The 12,656-nt window shown below is 61.0% G+C and carries 10 protein-coding genes; 6 read left to right on the forward strand and 4 right to left on the reverse strand.

Annotated features, from left to right (window positions below; translation table 11 throughout):
- Positions 1-80 precede the first annotated feature (80 nt).
- From ASD36_RS26485 to ASD36_RS26510, 6 genes are all read left to right on the forward strand, one after another.
- Positions 81-2,168 carry an ABC transporter substrate-binding protein gene (locus ASD36_RS26485; protein ID WP_060502574.1) on the forward strand — a complete coding sequence of 696 codons (2,088 nt, stop codon included), beginning with the start codon at positions 81-83 and terminating at the stop codon, positions 2,166-2,168.
- A gap of 79 nt (positions 2,169-2,247) precedes the next feature.
- Positions 2,248-3,261 (forward strand): ABC transporter permease, encoded by a 1,014-nt coding sequence (locus ASD36_RS26490; protein ID WP_060502573.1) that lies wholly within the window; start codon positions 2,248-2,250, stop codon positions 3,259-3,261.
- A complete protein-coding gene (locus tag ASD36_RS26495; RefSeq protein WP_060502572.1) occupies positions 3,258-4,379 on the forward strand; it encodes an ABC transporter permease in 1,122 nt (373 codons plus the stop codon). Before ASD36_RS26490 ends, ASD36_RS26495 begins: the two co-directional genes overlap by 4 nt.
- Before the next feature lie 10 nt (positions 4,380-4,389).
- Positions 4,390-6,060 (forward strand): ABC transporter ATP-binding protein, encoded by a 1,671-nt coding sequence (locus tag ASD36_RS26500; RefSeq protein ID WP_060502571.1) that lies wholly within the window; start codon positions 4,390-4,392, stop codon positions 6,058-6,060.
- Between the two features lie 17 nt (positions 6,061-6,077).
- Complete coding sequence (locus ASD36_RS26505) at positions 6,078-7,448, forward strand: alpha-glucosidase/alpha-galactosidase (protein WP_060502570.1); 1,371 nt, start codon at positions 6,078-6,080, stop codon at positions 7,446-7,448.
- Between the two features lie 115 nt (positions 7,449-7,563).
- On the forward strand, positions 7,564-8,310 hold the full coding sequence (locus ASD36_RS26510) for a hypothetical protein (protein ID WP_060502569.1): 747 nt from the start codon (positions 7,564-7,566) through the stop codon (positions 8,308-8,310).
- 93 nt (positions 8,311-8,403) lie between these two features.
- Here ASD36_RS26510 and ASD36_RS26515 read toward each other — a convergent pair whose 3' ends face one another.
- From ASD36_RS26515 to ASD36_RS26530, 4 genes are all read right to left on the reverse strand, one after another.
- Entirely contained in the window at positions 8,404-10,047 is a 1,644-nt protein-coding gene (locus tag ASD36_RS26515) for a DUF1963 domain-containing protein (protein ID WP_060512067.1), read from the reverse strand.
- 327 nt (positions 10,048-10,374) lie between these two features.
- Positions 10,375-11,061, reverse strand: a complete 687-nt coding sequence (locus ASD36_RS26520) for a D-lyxose/D-mannose family sugar isomerase (RefSeq protein ID WP_060502846.1) — start codon at positions 11,059-11,061, stop codon at positions 10,375-10,377.
- Between the two features lie 22 nt (positions 11,062-11,083).
- Positions 11,084-11,869 carry an SDR family oxidoreductase gene (locus tag ASD36_RS26525; RefSeq protein WP_060502567.1) on the reverse strand — a complete coding sequence of 262 codons (786 nt, stop codon included), beginning with the start codon at positions 11,867-11,869 and terminating at the stop codon, positions 11,084-11,086.
- Entirely contained in the window at positions 11,862-12,599 is a 738-nt protein-coding gene (locus tag ASD36_RS26530; protein ID WP_060512089.1) for an FCD domain-containing protein, read from the reverse strand. The genes ASD36_RS26525 and ASD36_RS26530 overlap by 8 nt, the downstream gene beginning before the upstream one ends.
- Positions 12,600-12,656 lie beyond the last annotated feature (57 nt).

Here is a 12,656-nt window from a genome sequence, read left to right on the forward strand (position 1 = left end):
GATGCCGTCATGCCGGACGCTTTTAGGAGGAGAGCCGCCCATACCGGGCCGGTCTAAAGCATGAGGGAGAAACAACGACAATGAACAGCTTTCGCCATCTGAAAACGACCAGCGCGCTGCTTTTGGGCGTGTCGGCATTCGCCGTGTCGGCAATGGCTTCCGAGCCGACCGTGGTGCCCGAGCAGCCGGCCTTCCCGGCACAGGGCAAGATCACCTACGTGCCGCGCGATTCCATCCTCGAATACAAGGCCCTGCCGGAATATCACGAGCCCGACTGGGTCACCGAAAAATTCGTCAAGGCCGGCAAGCTACCGCCGGTTGCCGAGCGCCTGCCGAAGGAGCCGCTGGTCTTCAAGACCGGCAATATGCCGGATGGCGTTGGCGTTTATGGCGATACGATGCGCCACGTCATCGGCGGCCGGCCGGAAGGCTGGAACTATTCCGCCGGACAGACGCAAGGGTGGGGCGGCATTGATATCGAAATGTCTGAATGCCTGACCCGCACCGCGCCGCTTTATCAGGTCGAGGCGAAGGACGTCGAGCCGCTGCCGAACCTCGCAAAACGCTGGGAATGGTCGGAAGATGGCCACAAGCTCACCATGCACCTGATCGAAGGTGCCAAATGGTCGGATGGCGTTCCCTTTTCCTCCGAAGACGTGATGTTCTACTGGGACGACAATGTCGTTGACCCCAATGTCTCGCCGCTCAATGGCGCAACGCCGGAAACCTTCGGCGAAGGCACGACACTGAAAGCCATCGACGCCAACACCGTCGAATGGACTTTCAAGGAGGCTTTCCCGCGCCAGTATCTCTACTCCATGGCGTACGGCACGTTCTGCCCCGGTCCGGCCCACATTCTCAAGACCAAGCACCCGAAATACGCCAAGGACTTTACCTACGACCAGTACAAGAACGGCTTCCCGCCGGAATACATGAACATTCCGATCATGGGCGCCTGGGTTCCGGTCGAATACCGTCCCGACGATATTATCGTCATGCGCCGCAATCCCTACTATTGGAAGGTGGACGAAGCCGGCAACCAGCTGCCCTATCTCAACGAGCTGCACTACAAGCTCTCGACCTGGGCCGACCGCGACGTGCAGGCGATTGCCGGTTCCGGTGACCTCTCCAACCTCGAACAGCCCGAGAATTTCGTCGAAAGCCTGAAGCGCGCCGCCCAGGATACCGCACCGGCACGCCTCGCGTTCGGTGCCCGGCTGATCGGTTACAATCTCTATATGAACTTCTCCGGCAATGGCTGGGGCGAACCGGACGAACGCGGCCAGGCGGTGCGGGAGCTCAACCGCAATGAGGACTTCCGCAAGGCCATCACCATGGCGGTCGATCGCAAGAAGATCGGCGAATCGCTGGTCAAAGGCCCCTTCACCGCCATTTATCCAGGCGGCCTTTCTTCCGGAACAAGTTTCTACGACCGCCAGTCGACCGTCTATTATCCGTTCGACTTGGAAGGCGCCAAGGCCCTCCTCGAAAAGGCCGGCCTGAAGGACACCGACGGCAACGGCTTCGTCAACTATCCGGCCGACAAGCTTGGCGGCAAGGATGTCGAGGTCGTGTTGCTGGTCACATCCGACTACAGCACCGACAAAAACCTCGCTGAAGGCGTCGTCGGCCAGATGGAACAGCTGGGCATTCGGGTAGTGCTCAACGCGCTCGACGGCAAGCAGCGCGACGCGGCCAACTATGGCGGCCGCTGGGACTGGATGGTGCTGCGTAATGGTGCAGAACTGTCATCCGTGGTGCAAAACACCCCGCAGCTCGCCGCAACGGGTCCACGCACCAGCTGGAACCACCGCGTGCCGGAAGGTGGGCAGCTTGATCTGATGCCGTTCGAGCAGGAGCTTGTCGATATCGTCAACAAGTTCATTGCCTCGAGCGACAATGACGAACGCACGGAGTTGATGAAGCAGTACCAGAAGGTCGCCACTACCAACGTCAACTCAGTCGGCCTGACCGAATATCCAGGCGCGCTGATCGTCAACAAGCGCTTCTCGAACATTCCGGTCGGTGCGCCGATCTTCATGTTCAACTGGGCGGAAGACACGATCATCCGCGAACGGGTGTTCGTCGCCGCAGACAAGCAGGGTGATTACGAACTGTTCCCTGAGCAACTGCCCGGCAAGCCCGGCGAAAAAGGCCCGATGAACTGATCGATAGACTCCGCTTCCCAGGCCGCGCCATCAACCCGGCCTGGGAAAATCCCAAAACACACAAGAGAACCTAACAGCCATGTTCCGATTTCTGCTTGTGCGCATCGCGTCAGCCATACCCGTCCTTTTCGTGCTCAGCGTGGTCACCTTCGCGATCATCCAGGCACCGCCGGGCGACTATAGCGACTATATCCGGTCGCAGATGATCAACCAGGGCGGCGCATCCTTCGAGGAAGCCGACGCCCAGGCGCAGGCCTACAAGGTCGCTAACGGGCTGGATAAGCCGATGGTCGTCCAGTACGTCAACTGGATCACCGGTATCGTCACGCGCGGCGATTTCGGCCATAGCCTGTTCTACAACAAGCCCGTTTCCGAGGTCGTCGGCGAACGCCTGCCGCGCACGCTGGCTCTGGCGCTGGTCTGCCACATCCTCGCTTCCATTATCGGCATCACCTTCGGCATTCTTGCCGCCACCCGGCAATATACGTGGGTCGATACCCTGCTCTCCGGCATATCTTTTCTTGGCATGACGGTGCCGCGCTTCCTGATGGCACTGATCATCGTCTATATCCTGGTGTTCCACTTCAACGTCACCGAGATCAACAGCTTCCACTCCGCCAAATATGGCGGCGCGCCGTGGTCGTGGGACAAATTCGTCGATCTCCTGAAACACGTCTGGCCGGTCATCGCCATCGCCACGTTCGGCGGCCTCGCCTACAATATGCGCGTCATGCGCGGCAATCTGCTCGATACGCTGAACGCCCAATATGTCGAGACCGCGCGGGCCAAGGGCCTCTCCGAAAGCGCCGTCATCATGCGTCATGCGGTACCGAACGCGCTGCATCCGCTTGTCATGTATCAGGGCGTCGTGCTGCCCTATATGCTGACCGGCGAAATCGAAACCGCGATCATCTTCGCGTTGCCGACCGTCGGCCCGGCCATCGTCGGTTCGATGTGGGTCGGCGACGTCTATGTCACCGCAACCTTCATGCTGGTCCTCTCCGCCACGCTGATCGTCGGCAACATCATCGCCGACATGCTGCTGGCCCTACTCGATCCTCGTGTCCGTCTGGGTGGAGGAGCGCACGCATGAAAGCCGACGTTCAAAACACGCTCACTGTTCCGGTCCCCGCCGCACACCATCACAACGAAACCTATCTCGCGTTAGTCTGGCGCCGCCTGAAGCGCTCCTGGACGGGAATGGCCGGCCTCATCCTCGTCTGCCTGCTGATGCTGATGACGATCTTTGCCGAGTTCTTCTCTCCCGTAGACCCCAAGCTTACCGGCGTCGCCTTTGCCCCGCCGCAGACGATCTCGATCACCGATCAGGAGGGCAATCTCGTCTGGCCGCGCACCTACCAGATCGGTGAAGGCACCGAGCTTGATCCTATCACCTTCCAGCCGATCGTCGGCCCGGACTATGCCAACCCGCAGAACCTTGGCTTCTTCGTCAAGGGCTTCAGCTACCGGCTACTCGGCCTGATCCCCACCGACCGCCATTTCTTCGGCGCGACCGACGGTACGCCCGTCAACTTCCTCGGCACCGACAAGTTCGGCCGTGATGTGCTGTCGCGCATCTTCCATGGCTCCCGCGTCTCGCTGATGATCGCGTTGACGGTGGTGTTCATCGTCACCGTCGTCGGCACCACCGTTGGCATGGTCTCCGGTTATTTCGGCGGCCGCTTCGACACCTGGATGCAACGCTTCGTCGAGCTTGTCCTCGCCTTCCCACAATTGCCGCTCTATCTGGCGCTGACGTCGCTGATCCCGGTAACGGCGCCCACCAACGTCTTCCTCGCCTTCGTCATCTTCGTCATGTCGGCGCTCGGCTGGGCGCAGATGTCGCGCGAGGTGCGCGGCAAGACGCTGGCGCTTGCCCGCATCGACTATGTCCGGGCGGCGATGGCGATCGGCGCCACAGACCGGCGTATCATCTTCCAGCATATTTTCCCCAATGTGATGAGCCACGTGATCGTCTCCGTGACGCTGGCAATCCCCAGCGTGGTGCTGCTCGAATCCTTCCTCGGCTTCCTCGGCTTCGCGGTCAAACCGCCGCTGATGTCCTGGGGCCTGATGCTGCAGGATACCGCCACCTATTCAGTCATCGGATCCTACCCCTGGATCCTTTCCCCCGTGGCCTTCGTGCTGATCACCGTCTTTGCGTTCAATGCGCTCGGTGACGGCCTGCGCGACGCCGTCGACCCATACTGAGGAGACGACCATGGCACTCGTGGACATCAGCACACTTGCCCCCGAACAGCGGCACGACCATGCCGCCGCGATCGGTACCCCGATCATCGACGCGCGCCATGTCGGGGTGACGTTCAAGGTCGAGCATGGCACTATCGACGCCGTCAAGAACGTCTCCTTCCAGCTTTATCGCGGCGAAACCATCGCGGTCGTCGGCGAATCCGGCTCAGGAAAATCGGTGACGGCCCGCACGATCATGGGCCTGCTCACCAAGCGCGCCAGCGTCTCGGAAAAGTCGAGCATCGAGTACGACGGCAAGAATGTGCTCAAATTCTCCGACCGGCAGCGCCGGGCGCTGCGTGGCAACCGCATTTCGATGATCTTCCAGGAGCCGATGAGCTCGCTCAATCCGGTCTATACGATCGGCGCTCAGATCATCGAGGCGATCCGCGTGCACCAGAAGATGAATCGCAAACGGGCGGCCGAGCGCACGCTGGAACTGCTCCGCCAGGTGCAGATCCCCGATCCGGAAACCCGCCTCAACCAGTATCCGCACCAGCTCTCCGGCGGCCAGCGCCAGCGCATCATGATCGCCATGGCGCTTGCCAACAATCCCGACGTGCTGATCGCTGACGAGCCGACGACCGCGCTCGACGTCACCGTGCAGGCCCAGATCCTCAACCTGATCCGCGACCTGCAGAAGACGCTCGGCATGGCGGTGATCCTGATCACCCACGACCTCACCGTCGTGCGCCAGTTCTCTGATTATGTCTACGTCATGCAGAACGGCGAGGTGAAGGAACACAACACCACGCCGGCGCTTTTTCAGAACCCGCAGCACCCCTACACGAAGCATCTGCTCAACTCCGAGCCGAAGGGCATGGCCAATCCGATGCCGGTTGATTCCGCCGCCATCCTCGAAGGCCGCAATGTCCGGGTTTCCTTCATGCTCAAGCATGGCGGCTTCTTCAAACCGCAGCTGAAGGAACTGGTCGCGGTCGATAGCCTCAGCCTCAAGCTGCATCGCCACGAAACGCTCGGGCTCGTCGGCGAATCCGGCTCGGGAAAAACCACCTTCGGCCAGGCGCTGGTCAAGCTTTTGACGGCTGAGAGCGGCGAAATCCTGTTCGATGGCCAGTCGATCGAAAAGAACAGCCGCGAACAGATGCGCCCTTTGCGGTCACGCATGCAGATCGTCTTCCAGGACCCCTTCTCGTCCCTCAACCCGCGCATGTCGGTTGGTCAGATCATCGAGGAAGGCCTGATCGTCAACAAGCTCGGAGCCACCCGCAACGAACGGCTGGACCGGGTGAGGGAAGCGCTCAACAGCGCCGGGCTGCCCAACAACATTCTGTCGCGCTTCCCGCACGAATTTTCCGGCGGCCAGCGCCAGCGCATCGCCATCGCCCGTGCGGTTGCTCTGGAGCCGGAATTCATCCTGCTCGACGAACCGACTTCAGCGCTCGATCTGTCGGTGCAGGCCCAGATCATCGAACTGCTGCGCAAGCTGCAGGACGAGAAAGGACTGAGCTACCTCTTCATCTCCCACGATCTCAAAGTCGTGCGCGCACTCTGCCACCGGGTGGTGGTGATGCAGCATGGCAAGATCGTTGAAGAGGGTCCGGTCGAAGACGTTCTTACCCATCCCAAGACCGCCTACACCGAACGGCTCGTCCGCGCCGCCTTCGACGTAGCCGCCTAAAGCAAAGAGGCCTATCCATGACCAGACAACCCAAGATCACCTTCATCGGCGCGGGCTCGACCGTGTTCATGAAAAACATCATCGGCGACGTGCTGCAGCGCCCGGCGTTATCAAGCGCAAAGATCGCGCTGATGGACATCAATCCGCAGCGACTCGAGGAAAGCGAAGTCGTCGTCAGCAAGCTGATCTCGACGCTCGGTGCCAAAGCCACCATCGAGCTGCACTCCAATCAGCGCAAGGCGCTCGATGGCGCCGATTTCGTCGTCGTCGCCTTCCAGATCGGCGGCTTTGAGCCCTGCACGGTTACCGATTTCGAAGTGCCGAAGAAATACGGCCTGCGCCAGACCATTGCCGATACGCTCGGTGTCGGCGGCATCATGCGTGGCCTGCGCACCGTGCCGCATCTCTGGTCGATCTGCGAGGACATGATGCAGGTCTGCCCCGAGGCAATCCTCTTGCAATACGTTAACCCGATGGCGATCAACACCTGGGCAATCGCCGAAAAATACCCGAAGATCAAGCAGGTCGGCCTCTGCCATTCCGTCCAGGGAACGGCGATGGAACTCGCCCACGATCTCGATATTCCCTATGAGGAGATCCGCTATCGTTCGGCCGGTATCAACCACATGGCCTTCTTCCTGAAGTTCGAACACCGCCAGGCCGACGGTTCCTACCGCGATCTCTATCCGGATCTCGTGCGTGGCTACCGCGAAGGCCGGGCACCAAAGCCGACCTGGAACCCGCGCTGCCCCAACAAGGTCCGCTACGAGATGCTGACCCGGCTTGGCTATTTCGTCACTGAAAGCTCGGAGCATTTTGCCGAATACACGCCCTATTTTATCAAGGAGGGCCGCGAGGACCTGATCGAGAAATTCGGCATTCCGCTCGACGAGTATCCGAAGCGCTGCATCGAACAGGTCGAGAAATGGAAGGGTCAGGCCGCCGCATTCCGCTCGGCCGACAAGATCGAAGTCGCGCAATCGAAGGAATATGCTTCCTCGATCATGAACTCGGTCTGGACCGGCGAACCCTCGGTGATCTACGGCAACCTGCGCAACAATGGCTGCATCACCTCGCTACCGGACAATTGCGCCGCCGAAGTGCCGTGCCTAGTCGATGAAAACGGCATCCAGCCGACCTATATCGGCGCCCTGCCGCCGCAGCTGACGGCGCTGATCCGCACCAACATCAACGTGCAGGAACTGACGGTGGCGGCAATGATGACCGAAAATCGCGAGCATCTCTATCACGCCGCGATGATGGATCCGCATACGGCCGCAGAACTCGATCTCGACCAGATCTGGTCGCTCACCGACGATCTGCTCGCCGCCCACGGAACCTGGATTCCCGAATGGGCCCGCGTATCGAAGAAGGTCCAAGCCGCGTAACGTCCCTCCCCGTTGCGTGACAGGAAGCCCCGGAACAATAATTCCGGGGTTTTCCTTTTGTCCGAGGTGTGGTCGAAGGGAATGACACATCGCCGATCCCCTGCAGGAGACAAACATGCCCGCCACCCTCGCCCGCCAACTGTCAGACGCCGACAATCAGGGTATCCGGCTAACATCCGCATCGCTCACTGAGCCCGCCACCCCGGCGGAAGCGTTTGCCGTGCAGCGCGAGACGCTGGCCTTGAACAATTGGCTGACCGGCGGCTACAAGGTGGCAATCCGCCCCGATGGAAGCTCGGTCTCGGCACCGATCGCCCATATCACCCATGCCAGCGAATCGGGAACCGCGGGTTTCGAGCGCCCCGCCGTCGATGCACTGGAAGTGGAAATCTGCTTCGTGCTTGGCAAGGATCTCGCCGCCCCCGGCACCACGCCCTATACCCGTGAAACCCTGCTCGATCATGTCGCCGCCATCTATTCCGGCGTCGAATTTCTGGGCCACCGGCTGGATAACGGCGGAAGCTCGCCCGCCCTGCTGTTCCTCGCCGACCGTCTCGGCAATGCCGGCTACATATTGGGCGAAGAACTGCCAGCGAAAGTGATCGAGCCCGGGCAGGTCTATCCGCTGACCATCACCGTCAATGGCGACACGGTGTTTACCGGCCCCGGCAAACACCCCAACGACGACCCTGTCGCCGGTTTTCTGGTCTTCGCCAACGCGCTGACGGAAACCGTCGCCAAGGGCCGCATCATCACCACCGGTAGTCTCTGCGGCGCCATCCCGACCCCCGCCCGCGCCGCCATCGCCATCAGCGGGTTTACCACACTGACAGTCACTGCGGCATCGACGCGGGAGGGATGAGGCGGGGGGATCTTGCGTGCTTCGGAGAGGCAGCCGCCTGCCATCTCCGGGGCAAGCATAGACAAATGACTGCCGGACGTTACAGGGCCAGTCTCAATTCGTGATCTGCGCCATGACCTGGCCAAATTCACCGCGCTCGAGGTCTGCCCTGCTGATCGTGAGTACGAGGTCGTACGTGTCTCCCCACATCCAGTTCATCAGATGGCTGGTGGGCAACTGCAACAGCGTCACTTCGCTGTCCATCGCAAACTGGTGAACATAACCGTCAGGCACGTGCCGCATCGCTCCCATTTCGTATTGCGCGTCGAAAGCCGCCTGTTCCTCGACCTTCGCCCGCCACGCCACCGGCAGCGAACGAGGATCGGAGGCGTAAAGATACGTTGCATGCTGCTGTGCGAGCACTGCCCAGTCCGATAGCCACCCACCAACTCTTGGTGCACTCAGCGTGGGAAATGCTTGCCGGGTCAGCGCACCATCCTTCTCTGGCGTCTTCATTGCCGCAAGTCTGGAGATCAAGGCATCGACCCTCGCTTCCGAGAAAGGCTCGGCCTCCGCTTCCGTTGCGGTCTTCGCGCGCAAGGCCTCTACGTCTGGCAAGTGGGTTTCCCAGGCCGATATCCGTTGCTTGGTCCAAGCCAAATTCGCTTCCGCCCGTTCCCGCGTCATGCCCGGAAGCCATGCCGGATCAAGTAATACCTGATCCAGAACCTCGATATTGGTGGCGAGCTGCTGTTGGTCCCGCCTTAAGTTTGAGCGTACGTAAGCAATGGCGGTATCGAGCAGCAGCAAGGTGGTTGCCCAATCGAACGGTTTCCAGCCCGGCTCGGTCAGGGCAAAACCCGTTTGATAACGAACCGCACGCGGATCGCCGTCCCGGCCACCACTCACCGGTTCGCGAACCAACGGGTCTTCTTCCGGTGAAGGTACCCAGACCACATCGACCGGCCACTTCGGAACATCCCTCCGGGCAAGCGAAGTCCAATCCATGGTTGGTATCTCGCTGAGGTATAACCATTCGGAATCAACCGGCAGAAGCGGCTGCACCGGAGCACCGCGAGACTGGGTATGAAGTATCTTCGCGACGGTATAGCCCTCCTCGGAGCCGAGGAAAAACGACAGCCAGCCGGCGCGTGGTCCCACGCCATCCCAGAGATCGGCAGGAAGGCTGGAGCAATCGATCTGGGCTAGGAATTCTGCCGGTTTTCCATCGCAGACCGGCCATGCGGTGCCTTCGGGCAGCGATGGCGTTCCGCCAAACCAGCTGCGCGGCGGCACACCGACCAAGATCGGCACCTGCGGCACAAGCCGGACGAAGGGTTTCGGCCGCTGATTGGCAGTCACCATCTCGTGCTCGCGTGCAACCTGTTCGATAGCGCCGATCAGGAGGTTCTTCATGAATTGCTTGTTCTCGGGGCTCAACTCGCTCTGGGGCGACCGATCCACCGCACGCCGCATGCGTGCCGGCGTAATTGCGGCAGGCTCCGGCTCTAATGGCCGCGCGGTGCGGGGGCTGCCATAATAGACGAGAATCGGCAGAAAGAGCGTTAGGAAAACAAGAAGCGCCTGAGTATTGGTGTGGCCCAGCCAGGAGACCAGGCCGATCCGTATAGTGGCGTCGATCCCTTCAACCGCACGCGGCACTTTCTCGGTAAAGCTTGCCAGCAGCCCGGTGCTGAAATGGACAGTGAGCAGCAGCATAAGGGCAAAAACGATAACGGCACGTCCCACTGTGTTCATCGCTACCTCGAAGATTAGATCGACAGACAATTATTGGTTGTAATTATTGATAAGTCGTCAAACGGGAAGCGAATATGGAGGGAATCGGACGTGTGTTATTTGGCACATCTTCCCCCGCGTCCGTCTTCCTCTCCTCGGGTTTAACCCGAGGACCTGTGGCAGGATCCAGCTCCCGCGCGTCCGCACGGTGAGAAAACTGGCCAACCCAAAAGGAAGAGAATCCCCTTGCGACATAGACGCGGCGCGCTGGATCCCGGAACAAGTCCAGGATGACAGGGAAATTGGAGGCCCAAAGCCGAACGAAACGTCAGGCAAAGGCCCGACCGCCTACCGCAACCACCCCGCATAATCCGGCACCAGCAGATGCAGCGGCGCCTCGTCTTCCTCGATACCGGAAAACCGCGTCACGGCCGGATCCTCGAAGATATTGTCGGTATTGTCGTCGTTGACGGTCGAAACCTCGGCGACAAAGACATCGGCGCCCTCGCCCCAGAAGGCGTGCCAGTCGCCGGGCATCAGCGTCACGCTTTCGCCTGGGGAAAGCTTCAGCTTGTAGCCCGGCGCCAGATCGCGCCAGATGCCGTCCGTCGCCACCCGCGTTCCCTTGTTGCGATCGCATTGCCCGCCGGTATCTCCGAACAGCTCGATCACCAGCGTACCGCCGCCGCGATTGATGATGTCCTCGGCCTTGAGGATATGCCGGTGCATCGGGGTCAGCTGGTCCTTTCGGGCGATCATTGCCTTTTCCGCATAAAGCATGCCGCGTCCCCGCTGCAGGTCGGCAAAACGTCCGTTGCGGACGGTGAAGAGAAACAGTCCGGTCTTTTCGAAATCGCCAAGACCGAAATCGGTGATATCCCAACCGAGCGACGCACTAGTGATCCCGTCGATCTCGCCCTTGCGCGCCTGCATCTCGTCCGGAGACCAGCGCGAAAACGGCGGCAGGATGAAGCCGAACGAGCGCATGAAAGCCTCGCTCTCGCGCATGATGGCATTGATGGCGCTGCGTTTCATCGGAATGCTCATTGTCTCTCCCTCAGCGAACGCCGATGCCGGCCGTCAGGCCGCCGTCGATCCGGTGATCCGATCCAGTGATAAAGCCCGCCTTGTCGGAGGCGAGGAAAGCCGCAAGCACGGCCACCTCCTCCGGCTCGCCGATCCGCCCCAGCGGATGGGCGGCGCCGAAGCGTTGAAACACGCCGTTGATATCGGCATCGGGACCTTCGAATGTCCGCGCCGCCAGTTCCAGGATGGGCGTGCGCACCGAACCCGGGCTGATCGACACGACCCGGATGCGGTCAGTGGCAAAATCCAGCGCCATCGCCCGCGTCAAGGCATGGATCGCGCCCTTGGAGGCGACATAGGCGGAGACGCCGCTCTGGCAGGCATGGCCCTGCACGCTGGAGAGGTTGACGATGACGCCGCCGCCGCGCCTGCGCATCTCCGGCACGCCGAATTCCGCCGTCAGGTGGATCGAGCCGACATTGACGGCCATGCAGCGCATGAAAATCTCGAACGGTGTCGTCTCCACCGTGCCATAGGGGTGAACAGCGGCCGAGTTGACGATGATGTCGATGCCGCCGAACGCCGCCACCGCGGACGCCATGGCACGCTGCACATCGGCGGGGACGGACACATCGGCGTGAAAGACGGTCAGTGCAAGGTTCTCGGCCACCGCCATCGTCTCAAGCTCGGCATTGGCTGCCTGATCGATCCCGAGCGAAGCAACGGCCGCGCCCTGCCGGGCGAGATGCAGAGCAACGGCGCGGCCGATACCCGTCGTTCCGGTGACCACCGCGACTTTTCCGGTAAATTCACGCATCGCCTACCTCCCGTCCACTGGCCGCTTCCAATCCTGCGGTTTGTCCGCCTCGCGCCGCCGGAATGAACTCCAGCCCCGCATCGAGATGCCGGTCCATATGATAGGCGAATCCGATCCGGTCACGCTCACGCAGCGCCTTGACGATATCGGCATGTTCGGCGGTAACGTTTTCAAGCACCAGCCGCTGCGACTTGCCGGCCAGCATCAACCGCCCGATCACCGGTTTCAGCATGCCGTAGGTTTCCGACAGCGTGCGGTTTCCGGCCGCATCCACCATCAGCTTGTGGAACTGATAGTCGAGTTCGGACGCCTCTTCCGGCGTACCCGCCTGCCGTATCCGCGCATTGAGCATCTCCATCCCTTCAAGGGTTTCCTCGGTGATCCGGGTCGAGAGCAGATCGAACAGGTTGATCTCGGTCAGCCGCCGGTAACCCTGGACATCGCGGAAAGCATCGACGGAAATGTCCATGGCAAAGGAAAACAGATCGCGCATCGCCGTCTGGTGCTGATCCGTCAGCACGGCACCGACCTTTTGTCGGGATTCGGCCACGCCATAGGCCTTCAGCGTCCGGAAGGCCTCGCGCACCGTGTTGCGGCTGGCATCGAACATGACGGCGAGCTCCGCCTCGCTTGGCAGAACGTCGCCGACGGTCAGGCCACGCTTGCGGATAAGATCGCGGATGTGGTCCACCATTCCGTCAACGGCAGAACCCCGCACGCCGTTCTCCATGCCATTCTCCTTGCCCAGCTTGTGGCAGCATATGTCCGACATAATGATCGGATCAAC

The sequence above is a fragment of the Rhizobium sp. Root1334 genome, assembly GCF_001426665.1.
Taxonomy (GTDB): Bacteria; Pseudomonadota; Alphaproteobacteria; order Rhizobiales; family Rhizobiaceae; genus Pararhizobium.